Annotated in this window: 28 protein-coding genes and 1 pseudogene; 11 read left to right on the top strand and 18 right to left on the bottom strand. The window is 62.5% G+C overall.

The window, feature by feature from the left end:
• Positions 1–21: 21 nt before the first annotated feature.
• The 5 genes and pseudogenes from V1273_RS06015 to V1273_RS05995 form a co-directional block, all read right to left on the bottom strand.
• Positions 22–1,011 (bottom strand): TorF family putative porin, encoded by a 990-nt coding sequence (locus tag V1273_RS06015; RefSeq protein WP_334409026.1) that lies wholly within the window; start codon positions 1,009–1,011, stop codon positions 22–24.
• A gap of 414 nt (positions 1,012–1,425) precedes the next feature.
• Entirely contained in the window at positions 1,426–1,785 is a 360-nt protein-coding gene (locus V1273_RS06010; protein WP_334409025.1) for a histone, read from the bottom strand.
• Between the two features lie 221 nt (positions 1,786–2,006).
• Complete coding sequence (glcF, locus tag V1273_RS06005; RefSeq protein ID WP_334409024.1) at positions 2,007–3,317, bottom strand: glycolate oxidase subunit GlcF; 1,311 nt, start codon at positions 3,315–3,317, stop codon at positions 2,007–2,009.
• Positions 3,314–4,552: an FAD-binding protein gene (locus tag V1273_RS06000; RefSeq protein WP_334409023.1), complete on the bottom strand. Its 1,239-nt coding sequence runs from the start codon at positions 4,550–4,552 to the stop codon at positions 3,314–3,316. The genes glcF and V1273_RS06000 overlap by 4 nt, the downstream gene beginning before the upstream one ends.
• A gap of 403 nt (positions 4,553–4,955) precedes the next feature.
• Positions 4,956–6,450 (bottom strand): annotated as a pseudogene (locus tag V1273_RS05995) (FAD-linked oxidase C-terminal domain-containing protein).
• 225 nt (positions 6,451–6,675) lie between these two features.
• Here V1273_RS05995 and cycA point away from each other — a divergent pair.
• Complete coding sequence (cycA, locus tag V1273_RS05990; RefSeq protein WP_334366702.1) at positions 6,676–7,068, top strand: cytochrome c-550 CycA; 393 nt, start codon at positions 6,676–6,678, stop codon at positions 7,066–7,068.
• Between the two features lie 205 nt (positions 7,069–7,273).
• Here the strand turns inward: cycA and V1273_RS05985 are convergent, their stop codons facing one another.
• Both V1273_RS05985 and V1273_RS05980 read right to left on the bottom strand, forming a co-directional pair.
• Positions 7,274–7,567: an antibiotic biosynthesis monooxygenase gene (locus V1273_RS05985; protein WP_334366701.1), complete on the bottom strand. Its 294-nt coding sequence runs from the start codon at positions 7,565–7,567 to the stop codon at positions 7,274–7,276.
• 127 nt (positions 7,568–7,694) lie between these two features.
• Positions 7,695–8,660 (bottom strand): alpha/beta fold hydrolase, encoded by a 966-nt coding sequence (locus V1273_RS05980; RefSeq protein ID WP_334409022.1) that lies wholly within the window; start codon positions 8,658–8,660, stop codon positions 7,695–7,697.
• Between the two features lie 263 nt (positions 8,661–8,923).
• Here V1273_RS05980 and V1273_RS05975 point away from each other — a divergent pair, with 263 nt between their 5' ends.
• A complete protein-coding gene (locus V1273_RS05975) occupies positions 8,924–9,103 on the top strand; it encodes a hypothetical protein (protein ID WP_028351545.1) in 180 nt (59 codons plus the stop codon).
• A 181-nt stretch (positions 9,104–9,284) separates the two neighbouring features.
• Here the strand turns inward: V1273_RS05975 and V1273_RS05970 are convergent, their stop codons facing one another.
• The 4 genes from V1273_RS05970 to V1273_RS05955 all read right to left on the bottom strand — a co-directional run bounded on the left by V1273_RS05970 (position 9,285) and on the right by V1273_RS05955 (position 11,357).
• The gene (locus V1273_RS05970) at positions 9,285–9,884 is read right to left on the bottom strand and encodes a tetratricopeptide repeat protein (protein ID WP_442893803.1); all 600 of its coding nucleotides are present in this window, start codon (positions 9,882–9,884) and stop codon (positions 9,285–9,287) included.
• Positions 9,885–10,033: 149 nt separating this feature from the next.
• The gene (gene ykgO / locus V1273_RS05965) at positions 10,034–10,159 is read right to left on the bottom strand and encodes a type B 50S ribosomal protein L36 (protein WP_002718645.1); all 126 of its coding nucleotides are present in this window, start codon (positions 10,157–10,159) and stop codon (positions 10,034–10,036) included.
• Positions 10,160–10,416: 257 nt separating this feature from the next.
• Positions 10,417–10,866 (bottom strand): MaoC family dehydratase, encoded by a 450-nt coding sequence (locus tag V1273_RS05960; RefSeq protein ID WP_334383653.1) that lies wholly within the window; start codon positions 10,864–10,866, stop codon positions 10,417–10,419.
• A 14-nt stretch (positions 10,867–10,880) separates the two neighbouring features.
• Entirely contained in the window at positions 10,881–11,357 is a 477-nt protein-coding gene (locus V1273_RS05955; protein WP_334409020.1) for a MaoC family dehydratase, read from the bottom strand.
• 106 nt (positions 11,358–11,463) lie between these two features.
• Here V1273_RS05955 and V1273_RS05950 point away from each other — a divergent pair, with 106 nt between their 5' ends.
• From V1273_RS05950 to V1273_RS05940, 3 genes are read left to right on the top strand one after another with little or no spacing between them, the layout of a single operon-like run.
• Positions 11,464–12,348, top strand: coding sequence for an amidohydrolase family protein (locus V1273_RS05950; RefSeq protein WP_057838072.1), 885 nt, complete (start codon positions 11,464–11,466; stop codon positions 12,346–12,348).
• A 60-nt stretch (positions 12,349–12,408) separates the two neighbouring features.
• Complete coding sequence (locus V1273_RS05945) at positions 12,409–13,155, top strand: haloacid dehalogenase type II (RefSeq protein WP_334409019.1); 747 nt, start codon at positions 12,409–12,411, stop codon at positions 13,153–13,155.
• A gap of 5 nt (positions 13,156–13,160) precedes the next feature.
• Positions 13,161–13,646, top strand: coding sequence for a YbaK/EbsC family protein (locus V1273_RS05940; RefSeq protein WP_334409018.1), 486 nt, complete (start codon positions 13,161–13,163; stop codon positions 13,644–13,646).
• Here the strand turns inward: V1273_RS05940 and V1273_RS05935 are convergent.
• The 3 genes from V1273_RS05935 to V1273_RS05925 all read right to left on the bottom strand — a co-directional run bounded on the left by V1273_RS05935 (position 13,643) and on the right by V1273_RS05925 (position 16,292).
• Entirely contained in the window at positions 13,643–14,011 is a 369-nt protein-coding gene (locus tag V1273_RS05935; RefSeq protein ID WP_334383657.1) for a hypothetical protein, read from the bottom strand. The two genes, V1273_RS05940 and V1273_RS05935, sit on opposite strands and share 4 nt — an antisense overlap.
• Positions 14,012–14,135: 124 nt before the next feature.
• A complete protein-coding gene (locus tag V1273_RS05930; protein WP_334409017.1) occupies positions 14,136–15,125 on the bottom strand; it encodes a tripartite tricarboxylate transporter substrate binding protein in 990 nt (329 codons plus the stop codon).
• 252 nt (positions 15,126–15,377) lie between these two features.
• The gene (locus V1273_RS05925) at positions 15,378–16,292 is read right to left on the bottom strand and encodes a LysR family transcriptional regulator (protein ID WP_334409016.1); all 915 of its coding nucleotides are present in this window, start codon (positions 16,290–16,292) and stop codon (positions 15,378–15,380) included.
• A 116-nt stretch (positions 16,293–16,408) separates the two neighbouring features.
• Between V1273_RS05925 and V1273_RS05920 the strand changes: the two genes are divergently transcribed.
• The 4 genes from V1273_RS05920 to V1273_RS05905 all read left to right on the top strand — a co-directional run bounded on the left by V1273_RS05920 (position 16,409) and on the right by V1273_RS05905 (position 19,824).
• A complete protein-coding gene (locus V1273_RS05920; RefSeq protein WP_334383659.1) occupies positions 16,409–17,161 on the top strand; it encodes an SDR family NAD(P)-dependent oxidoreductase in 753 nt (250 codons plus the stop codon).
• Positions 17,162–17,233: 72 nt separating this feature from the next.
• Positions 17,234–17,932 (top strand): pirin family protein, encoded by a 699-nt coding sequence (locus tag V1273_RS05915; RefSeq protein WP_334383660.1) that lies wholly within the window; start codon positions 17,234–17,236, stop codon positions 17,930–17,932.
• A 175-nt stretch (positions 17,933–18,107) separates the two neighbouring features.
• Positions 18,108–18,707, top strand: coding sequence for an NAD(P)H:quinone oxidoreductase (wrbA, locus tag V1273_RS05910; protein WP_334409015.1), 600 nt, complete (start codon positions 18,108–18,110; stop codon positions 18,705–18,707).
• 169 nt (positions 18,708–18,876) lie between these two features.
• On the top strand, positions 18,877–19,824 hold the full coding sequence (locus tag V1273_RS05905; protein ID WP_334409013.1) for a DUF5996 family protein: 948 nt from the start codon (positions 18,877–18,879) through the stop codon (positions 19,822–19,824).
• A 170-nt stretch (positions 19,825–19,994) separates the two neighbouring features.
• On the opposite strand, the gene V1273_RS05900 is transcribed toward V1273_RS05905, so the two are convergent.
• The 4 genes from V1273_RS05900 to V1273_RS05885 form a co-directional block, all read right to left on the bottom strand.
• Positions 19,995–20,186 carry a hypothetical protein gene (locus V1273_RS05900; protein WP_334409012.1) on the bottom strand — a complete coding sequence of 64 codons (192 nt, stop codon included), beginning with the start codon at positions 20,184–20,186 and terminating at the stop codon, positions 19,995–19,997.
• A gap of 229 nt (positions 20,187–20,415) precedes the next feature.
• On the bottom strand, positions 20,416–21,411 hold the full coding sequence (locus tag V1273_RS05895) for a glycosyltransferase family 2 protein (protein WP_334412180.1): 996 nt from the start codon (positions 21,409–21,411) through the stop codon (positions 20,416–20,418).
• A 261-nt stretch (positions 21,412–21,672) separates the two neighbouring features.
• Positions 21,673–22,044, bottom strand: a complete 372-nt coding sequence (locus tag V1273_RS05890) for a hypothetical protein (protein ID WP_334409010.1) — start codon at positions 22,042–22,044, stop codon at positions 21,673–21,675.
• A 91-nt stretch (positions 22,045–22,135) separates the two neighbouring features.
• Positions 22,136–22,738, bottom strand: coding sequence for a 3-keto-disaccharide hydrolase (locus V1273_RS05885; protein WP_334383665.1), 603 nt, complete (start codon positions 22,736–22,738; stop codon positions 22,136–22,138).
• A gap of 221 nt (positions 22,739–22,959) precedes the next feature.
• On the opposite strand from V1273_RS05885, the gene V1273_RS05880 reads away from it, so the two are divergent.
• Together V1273_RS05880 and V1273_RS05875 are read left to right on the top strand one after the other, a co-directional pair.
• Entirely contained in the window at positions 22,960–23,427 is a 468-nt protein-coding gene (locus V1273_RS05880; protein WP_334409009.1) for a cupin domain-containing protein, read from the top strand.
• An 88-nt stretch (positions 23,428–23,515) separates the two neighbouring features.
• The gene (locus V1273_RS05875) at positions 23,516–23,755 is read left to right on the top strand and encodes a DUF2171 domain-containing protein (protein WP_334383667.1); all 240 of its coding nucleotides are present in this window, start codon (positions 23,516–23,518) and stop codon (positions 23,753–23,755) included.
• The last annotated feature ends 35 nt before the right edge of the window (positions 23,756–23,790 follow it).

Raw genomic sequence — 23,790 nt, 5'->3', positions numbered from 1 at the left:
CTCGTCTTTGACAGGAAGATCTTACTTCAGGTTGGTCATCGCGGTCAGGTCAGCCGAGAGCTTGACGATGCCGGCAGCGCCGCACCACTTGGAGCCAACGCCAGTCGGATTGATTGGCGTGAAGCTGCCGTTGAACGTCGCGGTATGGTCGCTCGTGAAGGCGTTGCAATCACCCTGCGACAGGTTGGTGTCGGAGTAACGGAAGTCCAGCGTGAACACCTTGTAGGTGAAGCCAATGCCGATGTTCCAGGTGTTGTAATCGGCATAGTTGATGCCGTTCGGGAACGCAGCCACGCCGTAGAAGGAGTCGGAGGTACCGAGCCACTGACGGCCGAATTCACCCGACACATACATGCCGATGCCGCTGGCGCCGAACCAGGCGCTCGGCGCGATCGCCTTGCCGACGATCGAAGCGTAGGTGCCTTCGGCGCCGGTGTTGAGGAAGCTCGGCGTATAATAGACATTGCCGCCCAGCGAGAAGTTGTCGTTGAAGGTGTAGTTCACCTTGCCATAGACCTCGAAGAAGCTGAGGTCCTTCTTGATGACGTTGCCGTTGAGCAGAGCATTCGTCTGGCATTCGAGGCTGAGCGGGACGCCGGCAGTGTCAGTTGCCGCACCGTAGTGGCAGGTGCCACCCGGATAGAGGTAGCCCCAGGCACCGACGTCGACAGCGAAAGCACCAAACGTCGCGCGGACACCGCCGTAAGCGTCGACTTCAGCGGCCGCGCGGTTCGGGAACGAGATGCTCGCGGCACCCAGGCCGACATAGAGCTGGAGGTCCTTGGTGACGTTGTAGCGCGGCTCGAAATAGGCGTTGACCGAGGGCTTGTGATTGGACTGGGTGATGCCGCGGAAGATGTAGTCGTTGGTGATCCCGGCGCCGAAGGCGATATCCCAGGGATCGAACGCGACCGGCGGCGGCGCCTTGACGGCCTTCACCCGCATATCCGCGGCGAGAGCCGAACCGGACACCATTGCCAGCGCCGTTGCTAACAAAGCCACTTTCTTCATATCGATCCCCATCACCCTTCTTGACAGTCCAGCTCCGGCGGCCCCCCGGGCAAGCGATAACCGACTGCGGCCAAATGTCTTAACGCGGTCACAGAGTGGGCCGCGGCGTCATGGTCGTGAAGCAAAAAAGTCAAGCACGTGCCGCCTTTTTAGGCGTTTAGGCCATTTCCAGAAATGTTCTCGACAGGTGTTGCATTCTCACAACGTTTTTACAGGTTTCCTGATTGGCCGGCGACGTACGGAACCGGAAAAACGCGGCACCGGTGACACACCGGAGAGCGGCTCTTACGAATCAACCTCCCCGTGAAAATACCGCTCTGGTCGCTTCGCCACTCCTTTCGGCCAGTCCCAACGAAAAGGCCGCAGCGGGTGGGACGCTGCGGCCTCTCGAAATGTCCGGTCTCGGCGAGCGAGCTAGTGCTGATCGCCGCCGTTGGAGGAGCCCGATCCCCATGACGGGTTGGACGGCTCCGGAGAAGCCCAGCTCGGCGCAGGCGTCGGTTCGGGCTCCGTCATCGCCGGCTGCGGCTGGGGAGCGGCAGGCTTGGCAGCCGCCTTCCTTTTCTTGGCCGGGCTCTTCTTTGCAGCCTTTTTCGGTGCGGCCTTTGACTTCTTGGCCGCCTTCTTGGCGGATTTCTTCGCCGACTTCTTGGCGCCCTTCTTCGCTGATTTCTTGGCAGCCTTCTTCGCCGACTTCTTGGCGGACTTCTTCTTCGCCGCTACGGCCTTCTTGGCCTTTTTAGCCTTCTTCGCCTTCTTACTCTTCTTCGCCATCGTGGTCCTCCTGTTGCGCTTGTCCATGCTGTCGAGCGCTTCGATAGTCCGCAGGCTAGACCGGGGCGACACTTCTTCGAAGTGCCCTCCCGCTCCATCCTTGTCTGGGCATGATCTCCGGGCGAGACGCTTAGCGCGCGCCTGCCCCGAGGAAAACCGGATGCCGATCCGCTGTCGAGCTGCGGAGCAGGCCTTCCGGATCATGCCCAAGGGCCGATCGATCAATTCAATCCTGGCCTGGGACCTCCCGTCGCCCAATCGAGAAGCTCAATCGTGTGCACCACAGGAACTGACGTACCGCCGGCAATTTGCACCATGCACCCAATATTGCCCGCAGCGATCATGTCCGGTTTGACTGTCGCAATGTTGGCGACCTTTCGATCGCGCAACCTGCTCGCAATGTCAGGCTGGAGAATGTTGTAGGTCCCCGCCGAACCGCAACACAAATGGCTCTCAGGTACATCTTTCACCACGAATCCATTCTTGGAAAGCAATTCTTTCGGAAGGGCTGTGATTTTCTGTCCATGCTGCAGCGAACAGGCCGAGTGATAGGCCACCGTCACGTCGCCTTTCTGGCTCGATGGCGTGAGCGCGATGCCGGCGAGATACTCGGTGATATCCTTTGCCAGCGCAGAGATTTGCGCTGCGGGGCCAGCGAAATCGCGATCCTCGCGCAGCATGAAACCATAGTCCTTGATGACCGTGCCGCAGCCCGACGCCGTGATCAGGATGGCATCGAGGCCGCCTTGTTCCGCCTCCTTTTTCCACAGCGTGATGTTGGCGCGGGCCCGCGCCAGCGCGTCGCCGTCCTGCCCGAGGTGGTGGGTGAGCGCGCCGCAGCATTGCTCGTCCCTGACCAGGACGACCTCGATGCCGTGGCGCGTCAGGAGATTGATGGCCGCCTGGTTGATGCGCGGCGCCAGCACCTGCTGGGCACAGCCCTGCAATAGGGCGACCCGCCCGCGCTTCTCGCCCTGGGCCGGAAACACGCTGCCGCCCGAGGGGCCCGGCGGCGGAAGGCGTTTCGGCGCGAGCGCCAGCATCGCCTTGATTCGCCGCATCAGGCCGGGGGTCGCGGCCGCCTTCGCCGGTAGCAGGGCCGCGAACGGGCGGGCGAGCCGCGCCATGATCATGCTGGCGCGAAACAGCTCTGGCCGCGGCAGCACCAGCGCCAGCACCGCGCGCAAGGCCCGCTCGGTCAACGGCCGCGAATAGTCGCGCTCGATCCGGACCCGCGCCTGATCGACCAGGTGCATGTAATGCACGCCGGACGGACAGGTCGTCATGCAGGCCAGGCAGGAAAGGCAGCGGTCGATATGCTTGACCACCTCCGCCGTCGGCGGGCGGTTCTTTTCCAGCATCTCCTTGATCAGGTAGATGCGCCCGCGCGGGCTATCGAGCTCGTCGCCGAGCAGAACGTAAGTCGGACAGGTCGCGGTGCAGAAGCCGCAATGCACGCAGGCGCGCAGGATCTTGTCGGCTTCGGCGATATCGGGATCGGCGAGCTGGGCCAGTGAGAATTCGGTTTTCATGACACAGATACCCTCACTATCCGGCCGCGGTTGAGGATGATCTTCGGATCGAAGCTGTGGCGCACGCGCTCGCTCAGCGCGGCGATGCCGCCGGATTGCGGATGGAAGACGTCGACATTCTGCCTGGTCTCTTCGGACGCGCGGATCAGCGAGGCGTGGCCGTCGGCCGCCTCGACGCGCTGACGCACCATCGCGGTTAGCGCGTCCGGCTTGGGCGGCAAGGCCGCCCAGATCAGGCCGCCGCCCCAATCATAGATCACGTCACCCCCGGTCTCGCGCGCCAGCGCCTGCCCGAGCGCGCCGCCGGATGCCGGCGGACACACGATCCGCCACACCGGCCAGGCGCCGAGCGCGCCGCTTGCGGCGAAAGGTTCGGCGTCACGGATCGCGCTCCAGAGTGTTGCCGAGGCAGCGTCCTCAAGCATTTCCACCGACCCGAACGGCGCAAGCGCTTTGCCCAGCGAAGCGGCGCGATCCGCGACCGAAGCTGCGATGCCTTCGAGCCGCAATAGCGTGACCGCCCGCCCCTGAGAGGCAAAATCCGCAAGCGCGCCGGTCGCAGGGCGGAACGCCGAATTCGGCAGGTGCGCCGCGCCCGAGACGTCAAACGGCGAGCCGAGTGCTGCGGTCATCGCCCGGTTCGCGGCCACGTCGTCGAGGCCTGCGAGCACCAGCGTGCGCTCGCTCTCAGGCTTCGGCATCACCTTCAGCGTGACTTCGGTCATGACCGCCAGCGTGCCCCACGACCCCGTCAGGAGCTTGCAGAGATCGTAGCCGGTGACGTTCTTCACCACCCGTCCGCCGGTCTTGAAGCTGTCGCCGAAGCCGGACACCGCATGCGCGCCCAGCAGGTGATCGCGGGCGCCGCCGGCCTTGATGCGGCGCGGACCGGCGAGACCTGAGCCGATCATGCCTCCAATGGTGCCGTTGCCGGATACGCCTGTCAGTGCGGACGTATCGATCGGCTCGAAGGCGAATTGCTGGTTCTTGGAATCGATCAGCGACTGCACGTCAGCGAGCGGGGCGCCGGCCTGCACCGTGATGATCAGCTCGTTCGGCTCATAGGCGCTGACGGCGTTCAGCGCCGACACATCGAGCACGGCATTGGTCGCCATCGGCTGGCCGATGCCACGCTTGGTGCCATGGCCGACGATCTCAAGCGGCTGCTCGCCGGCGATCGCCGCCCGCACCACATCCTCGACGTCCTTGGCGTCACGTACTTTTAGCGTGTCCACGGCGCACCTGAGCTGCACATGGCATGCATGGCGTGACCGCGGCTTATCGTGCCGATCATCGCCCGCGGTTTGCTGATACAGAGTCGCTGCCTCTCTCCGGTCAGCGTCCGGGGCTTACCCCTCTCCCCAACCTCGAGAGCGAGCTTTGCTCGCCTCGGACCCCGCAAGGGGGGAGGGAGCCCATCCACCCGTGCGTCCCTGACGAGTCGCGATACTCCTGCTCGCTCACAGGACGCTGGCGCTGTGAGGCAAAGTGAGGTGAGCGCGCTCATCAGGCTCCCTCCCCCCTTGCGGGGTCCGAGGCGAGCAAAGCTCGCTCTCGAGGTTGGGGAGAGGGGTGAGCCGCACGGGTGGTGCTCGTAACAGAACCGCTCCGGTGCGCGCATAAGTTCGGGCTTCATCACTAAAATCTCGGAATGTCCGGAAACGCCAGTCTGCCGGCGTGCACGTGCATGCGGCCGAGTTCGGCGCAGCGATGCAGCGTCGGAAACACTTTTCCGGGGTTGAGCAGGCCCTGCGCGTCGAAGGCGCATTTCAGGCGCTGCTGCTGGTTGAGGTCGATTTCGGAAAACATCTCGCCCATCAAATCGCGCTTCTCGATGCCGACGCCATGCTCGCCGGTGAGCACGCCGCCGAATTCGACGCAGGCCCGCAGGATGTCGGCGCCGAAGGCTTCCGCCCGCTCGATCTCGCCAGGCTTGTTGGCGTCGTAAAGGATCAAGGGGTGCAGATTGCCGTCGCCGGCGTGAAACACATTGGCGACGCGCAGATCGTATTTCGCCGAGAGGTCGCGGATGCGCGCGAGCGCCTTCGGCAGCGCACCGCGCGGAATCGTGCCGTCCATGCAGAGATAGTCCGGCGATATCCGCCCCACCGCCGGAAACGCCGCCTTGCGGCCGGCCCAGAACAGATTGCGCTCGGCCTCCGACGTCGAAATCTGGCAGCTCGTCGAGCCGCAACCTTGCGCGATTGCCTCGACCCGCTTGATCAATTCGTCGACCTCGACGCTCGGACCATCGAGCTCGATGATCAGAAGCGCCTCGACATCGAGCGGATAGCCGGCGTGAACAAAAGCCTCGGCGGCGTGGATCGCCGGCTTGTCCATCATTTCCATGCCGCCGGGGATGATGCCGGCGCCGATGATCCGTGCCACGCATTCGCCGGCGGCCTCGACCTCGGCGAAGCCGACCATCAGGGCGCGGGCCGTCTCCGGCTTCTGCAGGATTCGCACCGTGATCTCGGTGATGACGCCGAGCAGGCCCTCCGAGCCGGTGATGATGCCCATCAAATCGTAGCCAGAATTTTCGGCGGGCCTTGCCGCCGATGCGCAGGATCTCGCCGGACATCAGCACGATCTCGCAGCCCAGCACGTTGTTGGTGGTCATACCGTATTTCAGGCAATGCACGCCGCCGGAATTCTCCGCGACATTGCCGCCGATCGAGCAGGCGATCTGCGAGGAGGGATCGGGCGCGTAATAGAAACCGGCATGCGCCACCGCCTGGCTGATGGCGAGGTTGGTGACGCCGGGTTCGGTGACCACCACGCGGTTATCGAAATCAATCTCGCGGATGCGTTTGAACTTGCCCAAGCCCAGCAGCACGCCGTCCACGAGCGGCAGAGCGCCGCCTGACAGTGACGTGCCGGAGCCGCGCGGCACCACCTTGATGCCCTGTTCGAAGCAGTATTTGAGAACCCTGGATACCTGCTCCGTGGTATCGGGCAGCACCACGACCATCGGCGGCTGCCGATAGGCGGTGAGACCATCGGACTCATAGGCCAGCATCTCGGCCGCACTGTCGATCACGCCCTCCCCCGGCACGATCGTGCGAAGAGCGGCAACGATGGCATCCCGGCGTTCCAGAACCGCCTGATCGGAAGCCGGCATCATGATGGCCATGCGAATCCTCCAGGCCCGGCGAATAACGATTTGTGGTGGTAAATCAAGCACGTCTGCCAAGGTTTGGGTAGGCTATCCGAAGGTCGGATTGCCACGCCTCAAACGATCAGTTCTCTCTGGGACAAGTCGGCAATGGTGAAACCTGTCAAAGTTTCGTGGCTTGTCCAATCCAAGCGGGCCTGCCACAAGAAATCCGCCTCTCTGGGAAGAAACGAAGAGCACCACATGAAAATATCGACTTTGAGCGCGCTGGTCGTCGTTACCTCATTGGCCGCGTCATCGGGCGCGCTGGCGCAGGACGCAGCCGCGGGCAAGACCTCGTTCAATAAATGCCTGGCCTGCCATGCGATCGGCGAGGGCGCCAAGAACAAGGTCGGCCCGGTACTGAACGGGCTCGATGGCCGCAAGTCCGGCACCATCGAAGGTTATGCCTATTCGGAAGCCAACAAGAATTCCGGCATCACCTGGGGCAAGGATGTGTTCCTCGAATACATCAAGGATCCAAAGGCGAAGATTCCCGGCACCAAGATGATCTTCGCCGGCATCAAGAACGAGAAAGAAGCCGGCGACCTCTGGGCCTATGTCTCCTCGTTCGACAAGGACGGGAAGCAGAAGTGAGAGCTACCCTCCCCTGGAGGGGGAGGGTCGCCGCGTAGCGGCGGGGTGGGGTGAAGGTCTCTCCCACCCAACAGTGCCCGAGTGGAGAGATCACCCCACCCCGTCTCACATCTCGCTACGCTCCATGTGAGCCGACCCTGCCCCTCCAGGGGAGGGTGAAGAATTCAGCCCTGCTCTGATTGAGAGAGCTCCGGCACTCGCCTCGTCAAGCCAGCGTGTGCACGATCACCGGTCCGGCCATCGCGGTGGCCGGTCCGGTCAACAGCGGCGCCAGGTCGTGTTCGATCCACGCCAGCGCGCGCTTGTTGGATTCCTCGGCGGCCGCATAGTTGTTGAACAGGCTGATCGCGATCACCGTATCGTCGGGCGCATAGACCACATAGTAGCCCATGAAGCCCTCGACGCCGCTGATGACGGGAATCGCGCCCTCCTTGATTCTGCGTGTCAGCTCTTCGGCCTTGCCGGGCTTGGCCTTGCCCTGACGAATGGCGGCGTACATGGGGCTCTCCCTCGAACGTAAGCTGCCCGATATCGCAACTCTTAAGCTTCATCCCTCGCGGGACGAGCAGCGGAATCCCGCGCGCGTTGATCGTATCTCATCCAATGCCGTCAGGCCACGCGCACGCTCAAGGCGCCGCTGCGGTCGCCACACTCGGCGGCAACGCGCCGATCATCGCCTCGATTTCGGCAATGACGAGATCGGGAACCGCATTCTGGATCATGTGACCGACGCCCGGCAGCACGATCAGTTTCACGTTCGGGGCGGCCGCAGCGAACGGCCGTGAGTGGGTGTTGGTCGACACCGTCTTATCGGCGTCGCCGGTGATGATGGTGACGGGCGCCTTGATCTCGCCGTAGCGCGGCGCCTGCTCGGCGACCGCCGCTTTCAGCGTCACCAGATCGCGCGCATTGGCAATGAATTCGCGCGGCCGCAGCAACAGCGGCGTGGCGGTGTTTTTGACAAAACCGTCCGGCATGGTCTGCGGCAGGAACACGCCCCGCGCGCCCGAATCCGCCAGCAGCATTCCGAGCGGCAGTGTGATGGTGTAGGCGAACAGCGGGCCGACCACCGGCGTGGCGATCAGTTTGTTGTAGCGCCCGACGCCGCCGGGCCAGGGATAGGCCACCGGCGCGAGCATCACCAAACCGGCGACAGCCTGCGGGTAGTCCAGCGCGATACGCGCCCCCAACGCGCCGGCCCAGGAATGCACCACGAAGATCGCCTGGCCGACGCCGAGCTTGGCCAGCGCCTCCTCGATCATGCGGGCCTGAATGTCGGGCGTGGAGTCCTGAAGGCGCGTGCGGGTGCTCCAGCCATGCCCGGGACGGTCGACCAGGATCACGCGGTGCTTTCTGGCAAGCCGCTCCCCGACCGGCTGCCGCATCACTTCCAGATTGGAACTGGCGCCGTGCAGCATCACGACCGGCGGCCCCGCCGCATCGCGCGGACCGATATCGAGGATATGCAGGGCTCCGCCCGCCACCTCGACCATCCGGCCCTGGGCCGGATGGGCCCGTTCGCTGAGAAAAACGCCGGCTTGCGTGGCCAGCGCCAGCACCGCCAGCGCCGCCACTAGAGTCACCACCACCATCGAGAGTTTCCGGCTGATTTTCTGCACCAGCGAGCTACGGCCCGGACCGGCGCGGGTTTTAGAGACTGTCCACAGGGGGCCGAACCTGTGGATAGCGGGGTCATACTGACGTCATCAGCAAGTTTGTACAGTGTCGTTGCCACTTTTGCCATGTGTGCGCGTGCCTGATTGGGGGGTAGTCAGGCGCTTGCACTGTACCCAACATCCACAGGACCAGGGGCGCTCACTACAAATTGTTCCAGCGTATCATCGGAGGACTACCCATGATTTCCGACGCAAGCGAAGCCGCCATCGATCAGATCGTAGCGAGTTGCAATGGCGACATCCGCGGCGCACTCAAGGCGCTGCTGCGGGTCAACGAGCAGCTTGAGACGGAGTTGGCGCAAATCTACGCGGCAGTAGGCCTCGACGGTCTGGCCCGCGGCAGCAACGCCGTACACTAGGTCCTTGTGAGCCGACTTCCAAAGACGCAAACGGCTCAAGAGCACTCTGGTTGGTGCTCATTTTCCGGTGTCTCTGCGGGCGGCTTGTGCCGAATGAGATGTTTCCGCCCGACCTGGGCGTCGACGAGGGGATTGCTCGTGACGATCTAGCTTTTCGCAGTGGCCTGGTTGCCGCGAAAGTTCAGATATCGCGGCCTTCGACCTTTTCGGTCAGCGTCTTGACCAGTTCCGGCACCTTCTCGAGATGCGGATTGACCGCCAGCGCCTTGCGGAACGCTTCCAGTGCGCGCTTTTCGTCGCCGATCTCCTGCATGATCATGCCGAGCCCGGCCAGCGCGCCGAAATGCCGGGGCTCGCGGATCAGCACCTGCCGGATGTCCTCGAGCGAACGGGTGTAATCGTTCTTCAGGTAATACAGCGTGGCGCGACGATTCCATGCCTCGACGTAGTCGGGACGCAGCTTGACGAGAGAATCCAGCAGTTTTAGCGCGACGTCGATCTTCTGTGCATCCATCGCGGCCTTGGCGCGCAGCATCAACAGCGCAGCCGTGTCGCTCGGCGTCTGCATCCACTGCGCCCAGATCCGCGCCTCGACGTGTTTGGCGCTGGCTTCATCGGGGGCAGCTTTCAGGGCGCCGAACAGGAAATCCAGCCCGCGGGTGCGATCCGCGCCAACCTTCGGAAGCTTGCTCGGCGCTTCCGGTAACTTCTTCTCGGATTTCGGTGGAGGAATGACCCTGGGGTCGTTCTGGGCAAACGCAGCGGCCGGCACGGCCGTCATGACAGCGGCGAGGACCACGATCCGGCAGTTACGGGCGCCTGGGAATCTCAAAACCATGGAGCAAGTCTAGACGCGCAAAATCGCGCCGCAAAGCAGCAGATCGTCAAAGACCCGTGAAGCGAAGAAAAAAGCCGGCTGGGCCGCCAGGATTAACCTTGGCGGGCCTTGAAGCGGCGCTGCACCTTGTTGATCACGTAGACCCGGCCCTTGCGGCGGACCAGACGGTTGTTGCGGTGGCGGCCGCGCAGCGATTTCAAGGAGTTACGGACCTTCATGGGACAATCCTGATGCTTTGAAAGGCCGTGTTGGAGGCCCGAACCTGAGCTACCCGAAAGTGGCAAAATCGCATTAATCCCGAAAAGCGGCCAACCGCCCGGGACGGGGCGGTTTCTAAGCAGCGCGGGCGCGGATGTCAATCCAGATGCGCCGTTTTCGGGGTCCATCTGTCCCGTTCCGGACCTAACGCGGGCAGATCGATGCCCGGCATTCCGACCGGTACCGAATCGACTGGCCTTCCGAAGACTCTCCGGATTCACTGGCAGAACAGGTCGCGCGGGAACTCGACCAGGGCCTCGCCGGTCGCGACCTTTTCACCCGTCTGGTTCTTCACCACCACGTCGATCATCACCCAACGGGATTTTTCGGTCACCTGCTTGGCCTTGATGATTCCGGTGGGCTGGATGGTATCGCCCGGCCTGACCGGCTTGACCCATCGCGTCTCGAGCCGGCGTTGGATCGCGCCTGCAGGGTACGCCCAGTCGGTGATCATGCGCGAGATCAGGCCAAAATTGTTCATGCCGTGCATGATGATGCCGCCGAAATTGGTCTTGCCGAAACTGCCCTTCATGTACTCGTCGTCGAGATGCAGCGGGTTGTAGTCGAGCGAAGCGTCGCAAAACAGTCGGATGGACTCGCGGCTAACCGCGAAGGCGGGACCGTCGATGGCATCGCCGGCTCTGAGCTTTTCGAACGTCGTGGTCATCGCAACCTCCCCGCTCAGATCGGCCGAATCGTCCAGCCGCGGCCGGAACAGATTACGTCGTCCTTCTGATTAAAGAAGACGTTGTCGTGCACCACGAACAGCCGCTCGCGCTTGATGAACTTGTCGAGCGCGCGGGCCTGCAAGGTGATGACGTCGCCAGGCCGCGCCGGAATGTTGTAGCTCCAGGATTGCCCGGCATTGACGGTGCCCGGCGAGCGCATCCAATCATCCGCCGGGGTGCAGGAGAACATCAAGAGGATGTGGATCGAGGGCGGCGCGATCAGCCCCCCATAGCGCGTGGTCTTCGCATAGGCCTCGTCGAAATAGATCGGATGACTTTCGCCGACCGATTTGCAGTACAGCTCGATCGCCTCTTTGGTCAGCGTGTAGGGGATGGTCTTGCGCGGCTCGCCGGGAACGATGTCGTCCCAGACCTTTCTCATGTTGGCGTCTTTCCAGAAATCGGTCTCGAAGGCCTGCGTTTGGGCCATGCCGTGCTCCCTTATTTTCCGTCTTTTGTTTCTGCCGCCTTGCGGAATTCGTTATATAGTATAATCAATTTTCCAGACCCAAAAATCAAGCCGGCGGGAAACTCAAATGCCCAAGCTCAAGCTGCCCGATATCGAGAAAGTCGTCGCGATCGACATCCACACTCATGCGGAAGAGCCCTGCGGCCTGCATGGCGACGACGGCTATGACGATTTTCAGGAGCGCATGGCCGAATACTTCAAATCGCCGCACAAGCATCCGCCAACCGTGCCGGAGACTGCGGCCTATTACCGCTCGAAGAACATCGCGGCGGTGATCTTTCCGGTCGATGCCGAGCGCGAGACCGGCTTCCGCCGCTACAACAATTACGAGATGCTGGAGGTCGCCTCCGACCATCTCGACGTTTTGATCCCGTTCGTCTCGATCGATCCGCACAAGGGAAAACTCGGCGTGCGCGAGGCGCGCAAGCTGATCGAGGAATACGGCGTCCGCGGCTTCAAATTCCATCCGACCATGCAGGGCTTTTACGCCAATGATCGCATGGCGTACCCGCTCTATGAAGCGATCAACGACGGCGGCGCGATCGCATTGTTTCACACCGGGCAGACTGGTGTAGGTTCCGGCATGCCCGGCGGCATGGGGATGCGCCTAAAATATTCCAACCCGATGTACATGGACGACGTCGCGGCTGACTTCCCCGACCTCAAGATCATCCTCGCGCACCCCTCCTTCCCTTGGCAGGAAGAGGCGCTGTCGGTCGCGACCCACAAGCCGAACGTCTATATCGACCTCTCCGGCTGGTCGCCGAAATATTTCCCGCCGATCCTGGTGCGCTACATCAACTCGATTTTGCAGGACAAGATGCTGTTCGGCTCGGACTGGCCGGTGATCACGCCGGACCGCTGGCTGGCGGATTTCGCCAAGCTCGAGATCCGCGAGGAGATCAGGCCGAAGGTGATGAAAGCCAACGCAAGGAAGATTTTGGGCATCTAAAGGAGTATGATCGGCGGTGCGAGTTTCTCGACGCGACGATCGGCGGGAGGGTGCAACGCAGTGACCATCAAAGCTGTTGTCTTCGACGCCTATGGCACGCTCTACGATGTCCAGTCGGTGGCTGACGTCACCGAGGACGCGTTTCCGGGCTATGGCGAAATCATCACCCAGGTCTGGCGCATCAAGCAGCTCGAATACACCTGGCTGCGCTCGCTGATGGGACGCTATCAGGATTTCTCGGTCGCCACGCGCGATGCGCTGGCCTACACGCTGCGCAGCCTCGGGCTGCAGTATGATGATGACGCCTTCGCACGCATCATCGAGAAATATCTACATCTCGATCTCTATCCGGATGCGCTGGCGGCGCTGTCGGCGATGAAGGATCGCAAGCTCGCGATCCTGTCCAACGGCAGCCCCGGCATGCTGGGCGCGCTCGTGCACAACAGCGGGCTCGATCGCGTACTCGATGCCACCATCAGCGTCGACGCGAAGAAGATCTTCAAGCCCAGCCCTGAGGTCTACGCATTGATCGAGGAGGTGCTGCACGTGCCACCTGCCGAGGTGCTGTTCATCTCCTCCAATCCCTGGGACGCCTGCGGCGCCAAGGCGTTCGGGCTCAACGTCGCCTGGATCGAGCGGGTGACGCCGGAAGCGATGGCGCTGGCCTGCCTCGAAAGCGAGACGCTCCCGCCCTTGACGATGTTCAAGATATTGCGCACCCAGATGGATGAATTGGGATTCGAGCCCGATCATCGCATTCACAGCCTCTCCGAACTGCCCGCACTGGTGTCTGCCCAAAGGTCCTGAACAAGATGAGTCTAGAATCCGTGCGCGCCTTCTTTGCAGAAAAGGCGCCCGAAATTTCCGTGATCGAATCCCAGATGAGTTCGGCCACTGTCGCGCTAGCCGCCGAAGCCTATGGCGTCGAGCCGGCGCGGATCGCCAAGACGCTGTCCTTGCGGGTCGGCGACCGCGTGGTGCTGATCGTGGCGGCCGGAACGTCGCGGATGGACAACAAGAAGGTGAAGGCGCTGTTCGGGGGAAAGCCGAAAATGCTCGGCCTCGAGGAGGTCGCCGAGATCACCGGGCACGAGGTCGGCGGCGTCTGTCCATTCGGACTGAAGACGCCGCTGCCGGTCTATTGCGACGTGTCGCTGAAGGCGTTCGACATCGTGGTGCCTGCCGCGGGCTCAACCCACAGCGCGGTGAAGATTACGCCTGCGCGCATGGCGGAACTGACGTCAGCCGAATGGGTCGACGTCTGCGAACTCAGGCCCGTCGAGGCAGCGTCGACCTAATAGTCCTCTTCAAAGAACGGTCTCGGCTGGCGCGGCACCGCCTGCGGCTGCACTTGTTGCGGCGCGCGCGAACGCGGCACCGTCTGTTGCGGCACCCCGCGCGGAGGCGGCGTCGGCTGTGCGTTGGCCTGCGATTCGAATACGGCGCGGCAACCGGTGGAGAGCTGCGGCGTATTATACCGCAAACATGCCACGATCCGGCTGACGTCCGGGATCTGGTCGCCGCAGAGCCGCCAGACGTCGGGCGTGCAGGCCATCTGCTGTTCCCAGGTTCCGCGATATTCCTGCGAGAAAGCGGGAACGGCAGCGCCAGTTCCGCCGCCGATCGCGAGGGCGAGTGCAAGGACGATCCGCTGCGTTTGCATGGACAGGTCCCCTTCTTTTTAATTTTCACAGGCGCGGAAGCTCCGCGCGGCGACGGCACTAAGCCTGTCGAATGAATGCGGCCACGCGACGTTAGTGCGAACAAAAAAATGTGAAGCGGGTTCCCTACTCCACCTTGCCGATCTTCTTCACCGCCGCGACCAGCCGCGCGCTGTCTTCCGCGACGAATTTTGCAAATTCCGGCGCGTCCAGGTAGGCGACCGGGCTGCCGGCGGTCTCATAGGTCTTGACCACCTCGGGCGCCTTCACGGCTTCCGCCATCGCTTCGCGCAGCCGCGTCGTGATCGGCGCCGGCAATGCGCGTTGCGCAAACAGTCCCGCCCAGATGTAGAACTCGACATCCTTGTAACCGAGCTCCTTGAAGGTAGGCAGATCGGGAAAACTCTTGATGCGCTCGGAGCCCCAATTGGCGAGCACGCGCATCTTGCCGTCATCGACCTGTTGCTTCAGCGTGCCCGGCGCCGATGCCACTGCCTGCACGGTGCCGCTCAAGAGTGCGGTCAGCGCCGGCCCTGCGCCACGGAACGGCACGTGCAGCAGTTTGATGCCGGCGCTCGCGGCAAACATCTCCATCGCCACGTGCAGCGTGCCGTAGGGACCGGACGAGCCGTAGGGAATTTGCCCGGGACGCTTTTTAGCGTCATCGACAAAATCCTGCAGCGTCTTCCACGGCGCGGATGCCGGCACCGCGAGCAGCGTCGGATCGGCGAGCACGCGCGCGATCGGCGCGAATTGCGAGACTTCATACGCCACCGGACGATCGAACAACCGGTCGGCTTCGGGCAGCACCGCAAGCGAAGACAGCGTCATCAATAGTGTGTGCCCGTCAGGCTCGGCACGCGCCGCCGCCGCGTTGCCGACCGATCCACCACCGCCGCCGGCGCGGTTGTCGACGATCACGGGCTTGCCGAGGATCCGCTCCAGCGCCTGCGCGATCGGCCGCGCTGCGAGATCGGCCTGCCCGCCGGGCGGAAACGGCACGATCATGGTGATGTTGCGCGAGGGATATGGGCCTTGCGCGAAGACGGTGTTGGGGAGCACGGCTGGCGCAAGCGGCAATGCGGCGGCGACTTTCAGGAGTTCGCGGCGGTTCATGGTAGTTTCTCCCCGATGCTTTTGTTTTGGTTGTTGAAGGCAGCCTAGCCTGAAGCTGGTGGCATTGCGATAGCCGTGCCCACCCTCCCCTGGAGGGGGAGGGTCGACGCTCATGCAATGAGCGGCGGGGTGGGGTGACGGTCTCTCCCCATCCAACAGTGCCCGAGTGGAGAGATCACCCCACCCCGTCTCACATTTTCGCTTTGCGCAATGTGAGTCGACCCTCCCCCTCCAGGGGGGTAAGCGCACACTTCACGGCTTCCGCTTCTTCGCTTTTGCAAAATGCTTGGCCAGAAAATCCGCCAGCACTTCGACGCGCGCAGGCCTTGGGCCGCCGGGCGGCGTCACCAGGTGCACCGCGCCTTCGGGCTGGTGCCAGCCTTTCAGGATCACTTCTACCTCGCCGGATGCAATTGCGTCGCCGACAATGAAGTCCGGCAAATCGGCGATGCCGAGGCCGGCGATGACGGACGGCAACAGCGCCTCGCCATTGTTGACGCGGAGCTGGCCTGCGGGCCGCACGCTGGCCTGCTCGCCTGACGCGTTGGTGTAGTGCCAGACGCCGGCCGTCGAGAGATAGGCGTAGCCGAAGCATTTATGCTCCGCCAGATGCATCGGATGCGTCGGCCTGCCATGGCGCTTGAGATAGGACGGCGCCGCGACCGTGTAGCGTGGCATCGCGCAGAGCCGCCGCGCGATCAGCGACGAGTCCGGCAGGCGCGCGATGCGCAGGCCGGCATCGAAGCCCTCGCCGATCAGATCCACCGTCGCGTCGCTCAGGTGAAGGTCGATCGAGACTTCCGGGAAGGCTGTGAGAAATTCCGGCAAGATCGGCGCAACGGCTTTCACGCCGAACGTCATCGGCACCGCGAGCCGCACCAATCCGCGCGGCGCCATCGATTGCGACAAGGCTTCGTTCTCGGCATCCTCGCCGTCGGCCAAGAGCCGCGCGGCGCGCTCGGCGAGCCTTTGCCCGGCATCGGTCAGCGCCAGCCGCCGCGAGGTGCGGTTGAACAGCCGCGCGCCGAGCCGCTGCTCGAGCCGACTGACGGCCTTGGACACCGTGGCCTTGGACAGCGCCAGCTCGGTGGCGGCCGCCGCAAATGACCGCAATTCCGCGACTTTTGCGAAAATCGCCAGCGCCTCGAAATCCGGGAGCTTGGACATTCGGATCACCTTCAAGGCTCTTTATTGGAAACAATGAGTTTCAATAGTTTCTATTTCTATACCACGGCGGGAGGCATATCCAGTGGCCATCGGAATTCGAGCAACGGAGAAATCCAATGACCAAGAAGCTCTCAGGCAAGGTAGCCCTCGTCACCGGCGGTTCGCGCGGCATCGGCGCAGCGTCTGCCCGTGCGCTTGCGGCAGAAGGCGCCAACGTCGCGATCAGTTATGTCGCCTCCCCCGACAAGGCGGAAGCGATTGTCGCCGAGTTGAAGGTCAAGGGCGTCAACGCCCGCGCTTACAAGGCCGATCAGGCATCCTCCGCCGAGGTCGACCAACTGGTGAAGAAGGTCGCGAAGGATTTCGGCCGGCTCGACATCCTCGTCAACAACGCCGGCGTTGCCGTCGGCGGCGCGGTCGATGATCCCAATGCCGACACTGCAGCATTGGCCCGGCAGAGTGCCGTGAACGTCGATGGTGTCATCACCGCGATCCGCGCGGCGGCGAAGCTGATGGGAGAAGGCGGACGCATCGTCACGATCGGCTCCGATATCGCGACCCGCGCCTCATTCCCCGGCCTTGCTGATTACGCCGCCACCAAGGCTGCCGTTGTCGGCTACACCAAGGGCGCGGCGCGCGACCTCGGTCCCCGCGGCATCACCGTGAATGTGCTGCAGCCGGGCTCGATCAACACCGACATGAACCCGGATGACGACCGCGAGATCGCCGACCTCCAGCGCAAGCAGCACGCGCTGCAGCGCTTCGGCAAGCCGGAAGAGATCGCAGCCGGTGTGGTCTTTCTCGCGAGTCCCGAAGCGTCGTTCGTGACCGGCACAGTGCTCAATGTCGATGGCGGCTTCGGCGCGTAACTCAAATCCAGCGCGGCCGGGCGCAAGCCGCCCGGCCACTTCATTCAAGAACTTTCAACGAAGGAATATCCCATGATCGAACTCAGACCATTTGCAAAACTCGGCAGCGCCGATCACGGCTGGCTGAAGGCAAAACACCACTTCTCGTTCGGCAGCCATTACGATCCCGACAATATGGGCCACGGCGCCTTGCGGGTGTGGAACGATGACGAGATCGCGCCGAACACCGGCTTTCCCGCCCATCCCCACGCCAACATGGAAATCATCACCTATGTCCGCGAAGGCGCGATCACGCACCAGGACTCGCTCGGCAACAAGGGCCGGACTGAAGCCGGCGACGTGCAGGTGATGAGCGCCGGAAGCGGCATTCGTCACTCCGAGTACAATCTGGAGCCGAGCAAGACCAAGATCTTCCAGATCTGGATCGAGCCGACGACGAGGGGTGGCCAGCCGACCTGGGGCGCCAAACCGTTTCCGAAGTCGGATCGCTCCGGCAAGCTCGTCACCATCGCCAGCGGCATTGCCGGCGACAACGATGCGCTGCCGATCCGCGCCGATGCGCGGGTGCTCGCCACCACGCTGAAGGCGGGCGAGAGCGCGGCGTACGAGGCGGCGAAGGCGCGTCACCTCTATCTCGTGCCGGCGGCCGGCAGCGTCGAAGTCAACGGCGTGCGCGTCAATGCCCGCGACGGCGCTGCGATCCGCGACGAGGCGAAGCTGACGATTACCGCGCTGGAAGATTCCGAACTGGTGCTGGTCGACGCGGCTTAAGCCATTCACCGCTCGTCATGCCCGGGCAAGAGCGCGAAGCGCGTCTTCGCGCTAGATGACCCGGGCATCCATCCCGCTTCGGAAGAGTCTTTCTGAAGATTGATGGATTGCCGGGTCAAGCCCGGCAATGACAGCCCCCAAGAACAACTCACATCAAAACCAAAGGACAACCACCATGGCGAAAGTACTCGTGCTCTATTATTCCGCTTACGGTCACATCGAGGCGATGGCGAATGCCGTAGCCGAAGGCGCGCGCAAGGCCGGCGCCACCGTCGACATCAAGCGCGTGCCGGAGCTCGTGCCTGAAGCGGTCGCCAAGGCCTCGCATTACAAGCTCGATCAGGCCGCGCCGATCGCAAACATCGAGGACCTCGCCAATTACGACGCGATCGTCATCGGCACCGGCACCCGCTTCGGCCGGATGGCGTCGCAGATGGCCAACTTCCTCGACCAAGCCGGTGGCCTCTGGGCCAAGGGCGCGCTGCACGGCAAGGTCGGCGGTGCCTTTACCGCAACGGCGACCCAGCATGGCGGGCAGGAAACCACGCTGTTTTCGATCATCACCAATCTTTTGCACTTCGGCATGACGGTCGTCGGCCTGAACTACGGCTTTGCCGGCCAGATGAAGCTCGACGAAATCACCGGCGGCGCGCCCTATGGCGCCACCACGATCACCGGCGGCGACGGCAGCCGCCAGCCGAGCGAAAACGAACTCGCCGGTGCGCGCTATCAGGGGCGCGTAATCGCGGAGACCGCGAACAAGCTGCATGGCTGATGCAACGATGGGCGGCGTTCTCTCTTACGAATGCCGCCCAATCTAGTCCTTCGAGAGCGCAGCGCGCGGCGCTGCCCGGAATGCACGAAATCGTGAGGTATAGTTTCCAAACGCCTTATGAATTCGTGATAGGCCTTCGACCTCCCGGTCTGCACGCAAAGGTTCTAGCATGAGCAATAATTCGCAAGTCCGGTGGCCGGAATTGCCGACCGCGGCGTGGCGTGACACCTATGCGACGCTCCATCTTTGGACCCAGATCGTCGGCAAGATCCGCCTCGCTAAATCGCCATGGCTCAATCATTCCTGGCACGTGGCGCTTTATGTCACGTCGCGCGGATTGACGACATCGCCAGTGCCCGACGGCGCACGAACGTTCCAGATCGACTTCGATTTCATTGACCACACGCTGCGCATCTCGACCAGCGACGGCTCGCTAGAGCAATTTGTGCTAGCAGGACATTCGGTCGCCAGCTTCTATGCTGCCACGATGGCAGCGCTTGCCGAGCTCGGCATTGCCGTTGCCATCGACGAGATGCCGAACGAACTGCCCGATCCGATAAAATTCTCCGAGGACACCGTGCACGCCGCCTACGATCCAGATGCCGTCGGATGCTTCCTGCAAATTCTCGTCAACTGCGACCGCATCTTCAAGCAATTCCGAACCGGCTTCCTCGGCAAGGCCAGCCCGGTGCATTTCTTCTGGGGCAGTTTCGATCTCGCGGTGACGCGCTTCTCGGGACGCCGCGCGCCACGCCATCCCGGCGGCGTGCCGCATTTGCCCGACGCGGTTGCACATGAAGCCTATTCACACGAAGTCAGCAGCGCCGGGTTCTGGCCGGGCGGTGGCGCTATCGATTATCCCGCCTTCTATTCCTATGCCTATCCCGAGCCGCCGGGTTTTCGCGCGGCGAAGGTGCAACCGGATGCGGCGTTCTTCAGCGAAGCGCTCGGCGAATTCATTCTACCATACGACGCTGTCCGGACGGCTGCCGATCCCGACAAGGCGCTGCTCGATTTCCTGCACAGCACCTATGAGGCCGTGGCAATCGCGGCAAATTGGGATCGCGACGCCTTGGAATGCGATTCCGGGCAGCCCGGGGTGGTGAGGCAGGTTTGAAGCTGCTGTGTAGGGTGGGCAAAACCAACGGGTCGCGCGAACGCGCGCCCGGCGACGAGCGCAAGGCCGCTCGCGGAGTGATGACAGGCTCCGCGTGCCCACCATCACGCGCGTGCAAATGTCGAAAATGGTGGGCACGCCTTTGGCTTTGCCCACCCTACGAATTGCCACTAATGCCGCAGTTGCGGCTTCATAATGGTCTGACGAACTTCGGCACCGCAATCGGCACACTCATAGGTGAAGTCAATCTTTGCCTGGTTCCAATGCGGTTCGACGTCGCGCACATACATCGGAAGTCCGACACAGCTCGGACAAAGGACGAAACCTGGCTCAATGCCATCATGATGAACATAGGCTGGCATGTTGGCTCTCCCCACGGCAGCAATTCACGAGTAGCCCATCACCCGAAGCGCAGCATACGCGCGTGCGGCTAAACGGATCATCAACTCTCGCGAACACACGATGAACGGCTGCATAATCCTGGCACGTGTTGCAGATTTGCACGGCAGTTCCCGTGCGGCAACAATGTGTCAGCTCTTATCGCGCGACAGTGGGGGACGTCGCGGATTTCGGATGCGCCGATGAGCTGTCTCATGAGACGATCTTCGATGCCTTGTAGGGCTGCGGCTCGAGGCCGAACGCGGCCAGCACGCTGCCGATCGCCACCGTGATGGGATGCATGGCAATGGTCCACTCACGCTCGGTGAAGACTGCGTGCACGGCGTAGCCGAGCGAAAGCGGCAGGGCGGCCAGCAGTTTGGCGGTCAGCTTCGCCCGTAACCAGAACGTCGCCTTGCGCTGGACGTGATAATTGATCGCGCCGATCCGCAGGCCCCGTATTGCCAGCCATTTGAGGCTGGTCCGGCTTTGCGGCACGGTCTCGCTGATCGCGGCTTCGGCCGCCCAATGAAACCGCAGGCCAAGCCTTCTACAGCGGTAGAAGAAATCGGTGTCTCCGCCGCCGAGAAAATTGAAACGGAGGTCGAACGCCGGCATGCCCAACCGATCAAACACCGCGCGCCGGATCAGGCAATTGCCGCAGCGATAGATTACCGGCACCGGACCTGAGGCGTCGTAGGCCGGTGCAAACGCGGGATGGCGCCGCAGCCCACGCTTCCGTTCGACATCGAATTCAGGAAATACCGGACCGCCGACGATGTCGGCGCCGGTCGCCCCCGCGGTCCCTACCCTCTGCTCCAGCCAATCCAGCGAAGCGATTTCGTCATCGTCGATCATCAGGAAGCTGGTGGCCAGCGGGAACATCTGCAGCGCCGTCTCGAAGGCGGCATTGATGGCATAGCAGTTCCCCTGCCGCGGCTCGATCACGCAGAGCCCCGAGAATTTCCCCGACGTGAGGTATTCGGCGGCAACCGGCACGCTCTCGCTCCTCGACGCATCGTTCTCCACCATCACGATGGCGAAGCGGCGGCTGGTGCGCTGAACGGCAAGCGACTGCAGCGTCCGGCGCAGGTATTCGGGACGGCGAAAACAGGGGATGCACACCACCGTTTCGATTCCTGGATCGAGCGCCGGTGAAGCCGCCACCAGCGCACGCAGAACCCTGACCGCCGGATCAGGCCGGTCCATCCTGATATCGCCAATCGAGCTCTCTGCCATGAAAGTCTGGTCGTTCACGAATATGTCTCATCGTCCCGAAACGGGATTGCCGGATTAATTCCGGGACATTTCCGTCTCGATAAAGCCGCTCGCTCGGGGATTATCCCGTCCTTGCGGACGTAACGCGCACGGTGGTGCAAGAACCGATCCGGCAGCGAAACGTGACGGACCGAATTCCGGCGACGGTTAATGGATGGAGTTAATGCGCACTGAACGAACGCTGAGTGCAGATCAGCGGCTGAACAGTTTTCGGAACAGTCTTTGCGAGTTCGGAAACTGGCCGTTGTCGATCTGGGTGGGCCAAGCCCCGTTGACGTCGAAATACGCAGAGTAGGCAATCCTGTCTTCGTTCTTCATGAACCAATGGTGCATCTGCTGAATGAAGAACGGATTGTCGCCGAAATTGCCCACGCCCCATTCGGGATAGCTCATGCGCTTGCCGTGCAGATGCGCAAACTCTCGGTGCCATTCGAGGCCGAATGGTGCCGTGATGTACCCGCTGAAGACAGGTGCGCCTGGTCGGGATTGAGGCGGATCGACTTCCGCTTCAATGTCGACAATCCCGGTGCGGCGACACCCCCACCCGAAGCTGATGCTCCGCATCAGCGTCATCTTGAAGAACGGCGGCCGGAGGCCGCCTCTGCCTCCCCCGCACGCGGGAGAGGCCCAAAGAGCGGCACAAGCCCCAACGACTTTACAGCGGTTTGATCTGCACCTTGCGGAATTTGATCACGCCAGAGCCGTACTGCAGCGCGAACGGGCCGCTGGCGTGTTTTGAGTCCTGAACATCAACGGTCTTCTGTCCGTTCAGCACGACGACGAGTTGCGAGCCCTTGGCCGTGATTTCGTAGGTGTTCCATTTGCCGCCCGCCTTCGGCATCGGGTCGACCTTGGCCACATCGACAATCGCGCCGGTGCCGTAGGTCGGATCGGGCCGCTTGTCGAAGATGTTGACCTCATAGCAAGTCTTGGCATCGATTTTGGTCGACTGGTCGCAGCGAATGAAAATTCCGCTGTTGGCGTCATCGTCGGCCCAGAACTCGACCTTCATCTCGAAATCCTTGTAGGAGGCCTTGCTGACGAGATACGAGGGATCCTTGCCTTCAGTGATCTTGTCTGCGACCAGCGCGCCGTCCTTCATCGCCCAGTTGGCTTTGCCGACCTCGGTCCAGTCGCCCATCTTGGTGCCGTCGACAAGCGTCACCCAGCCATCGCTCTGGCCGGACGCGACGCTGGAAAATTGAACGGCGGCCGCACCCATCAACAGGCCGGCCGCAAGTCTCGACAAACGCTTCATGAACATAGCCCTCCCATGCTGCTCTTGGTTGGGCCGGTAACCTAGCATCACAAAGCCGGGCGGAAATCCGTTTTTCATGCTGCAGTTGCGTCATACGCATCGTACGTATCGCAGCCGGTCACGCATGCATGTACCCACCTTGTCCCACGAGAACGGGAGCGGCTAGCGTGGATGGACCCACAGACATGAGCCCTCGGCTCACGAGCCGATCGGAGGAATCCATGAAGCTGACAAGCGGGTCTTGGCGATGCCTCGTGATACTGCCGGCGTTCATTGCAATGACGGGCATGACCGCTGCGGCGGAACTCAATCCGGCCGCGGTCGCTTACAAACTGCCGGACCAGATTCCCTGGGGCCCGGTCAATGCGGCCGGCGCGCAAAGTGCCGTCGTGGTCGGCGATCCCGCAAAACCCGGCTTCTACATGGTCTACAACAAGTGGACCAAGGGCAATCATTTCAGCCGTCCGCACTTCCATCCCAACGATCGCTACATCGTCGTGCTGCAGGGCACGTGGTGGGTCGGCACAGGGCCGAAATTCGATCCGGCCAACACGATGCCGATGCCGGCCGGCAGTTTCGTCACGCATTTCGGCAAGCAGGTGCATTGGGACGGCGCCAAGGATGAAGACGCCGTGCTGCTGATCATGGGCGAAGGTCCGGCGACCTCGACGGCGGCAGAAGAGAAGTGACCCCGGGCCTCGCCGGTCAATTCCCGCGGGCAACTATTTTTGATGCGGTGCGTTTTTATGTTCTCAACCAGCTTTAGGGATGTAGAACATGGCTGTTACCGCGCAGATCAAGGAACACATGGACGTCATCTCGTCGGACAAGAAGACGGTCGGAAAAGTCGATCATCTGGAAGGAATCGACAAGATCAAGCTGACCAAGCAGAGCTCGCCTGATGGCGAGCATCACCACTTCATTCCGGTGTCATGGGTCGATCATGTCGATCAGCACGTGCATCTCAATAAATCGGGCGCGGATGTGACCGCGCACTGGCAGCACGGCCGGCAGTGACCGGCCGACACGCATTGCGCCGCGTGCGGATGTGG

Origin of the sequence: Bradyrhizobium sp. AZCC 1721 (genome assembly GCF_036924715.1) — a bacterium.
In the GTDB taxonomy this organism is placed as follows: domain Bacteria; phylum Pseudomonadota; class Alphaproteobacteria; order Rhizobiales; family Xanthobacteraceae; genus Bradyrhizobium.
Note: the sequence above shows the minus strand (reverse complement) of the source record. Positions and strands in the feature narration are given on the sequence as shown.

Coding starts and splice junctions, on each gene's coding strand:
- V1273_RS05885 (WP_334383665.1), bottom strand. CDS start 22,738: ATGAAGCGTTTGTCGAGACTTGCGGCCGGCCTGTTGATGGGTGCGGCC.
- V1273_RS05955 (WP_334409020.1), bottom strand. CDS start 11,357: ATGGCCCAAACGCAGGCCTTCGAGACCGATTTCTGGAAAGACGCCAAC.
- V1273_RS06010 (WP_334409025.1), bottom strand. CDS start 1,785: ATGGCGAAGAAGAGTAAGAAGGCGAAGAAGGCTAAAAAGGCCAAGAAG.
- cycA (WP_334366702.1), top strand. CDS start 6,676: ATGAAAATATCGACTTTGAGCGCGCTGGTCGTCGTTACCTCATTGGCC.
- ykgO (WP_002718645.1), bottom strand. CDS start 10,159: ATGAAGGTCCGTAACTCCTTGAAATCGCTGCGCGGCCGCCACCGCAAC.
- V1273_RS05985 (WP_334366701.1), bottom strand. CDS start 7,567: ATGTACGCCGCCATTCGTCAGGGCAAGGCCAAGCCCGGCAAGGCCGAA.
- V1273_RS05925 (WP_334409016.1), bottom strand. CDS start 16,292: ATGTCCAAGCTCCCGGATTTCGAGGCGCTGGCGATTTTCGCAAAAGTC.
- V1273_RS05940 (WP_334409018.1), top strand. CDS start 13,161: ATGAGTCTAGAATCCGTGCGCGCCTTCTTTGCAGAAAAGGCGCCCGAA.
- V1273_RS05980 (WP_334409022.1), bottom strand. CDS start 8,660: ATGGTGGTGGTGACTCTAGTGGCGGCGCTGGCGGTGCTGGCGCTGGCC.
- V1273_RS05890 (WP_334409010.1), bottom strand. CDS start 22,044: ATGCGGAGCATCAGCTTCGGGTGGGGGTGTCGCCGCACCGGGATTGTC.
- V1273_RS05950 (WP_057838072.1), top strand. CDS start 11,464: ATGCCCAAGCTCAAGCTGCCCGATATCGAGAAAGTCGTCGCGATCGAC.
- V1273_RS05875 (WP_334383667.1), top strand. CDS start 23,516: ATGGCTGTTACCGCGCAGATCAAGGAACACATGGACGTCATCTCGTCG.
- V1273_RS05960 (WP_334383653.1), bottom strand. CDS start 10,866: ATGACCACGACGTTCGAAAAGCTCAGAGCCGGCGATGCCATCGACGGT.
- V1273_RS05930 (WP_334409017.1), bottom strand. CDS start 15,125: ATGAACCGCCGCGAACTCCTGAAAGTCGCCGCCGCATTGCCGCTTGCG.
- V1273_RS05880 (WP_334409009.1), top strand. CDS start 22,960: ATGAAGCTGACAAGCGGGTCTTGGCGATGCCTCGTGATACTGCCGGCG.
- glcF (WP_334409024.1), bottom strand. CDS start 3,317: ATGAAAACCGAATTCTCACTGGCCCAGCTCGCCGATCCCGATATCGCC.
- V1273_RS05975 (WP_028351545.1), top strand. CDS start 8,924: ATGATTTCCGACGCAAGCGAAGCCGCCATCGATCAGATCGTAGCGAGT.
- wrbA (WP_334409015.1), top strand. CDS start 18,108: ATGGCGAAAGTACTCGTGCTCTATTATTCCGCTTACGGTCACATCGAG.
- V1273_RS05915 (WP_334383660.1), top strand. CDS start 17,234: ATGATCGAACTCAGACCATTTGCAAAACTCGGCAGCGCCGATCACGGC.
- V1273_RS05935 (WP_334383657.1), bottom strand. CDS start 14,011: ATGCAAACGCAGCGGATCGTCCTTGCACTCGCCCTCGCGATCGGCGGC.
- V1273_RS05900 (WP_334409012.1), bottom strand. CDS start 20,186: ATGCCAGCCTATGTTCATCATGATGGCATTGAGCCAGGTTTCGTCCTT.
- V1273_RS05920 (WP_334383659.1), top strand. CDS start 16,409: ATGACCAAGAAGCTCTCAGGCAAGGTAGCCCTCGTCACCGGCGGTTCG.
- V1273_RS05895 (WP_334412180.1), bottom strand. CDS start 21,411: ATGGACCGGCCTGATCCGGCGGTCAGGGTTCTGCGTGCGCTGGTGGCG.
- V1273_RS06015 (WP_334409026.1), bottom strand. CDS start 1,011: ATGAAGAAAGTGGCTTTGTTAGCAACGGCGCTGGCAATGGTGTCCGGT.
- V1273_RS05905 (WP_334409013.1), top strand. CDS start 18,877: ATGAGCAATAATTCGCAAGTCCGGTGGCCGGAATTGCCGACCGCGGCG.
- V1273_RS05970 (WP_442893803.1), bottom strand. CDS start 9,884: ATGACGGCCGTGCCGGCCGCTGCGTTTGCCCAGAACGACCCCAGGGTC.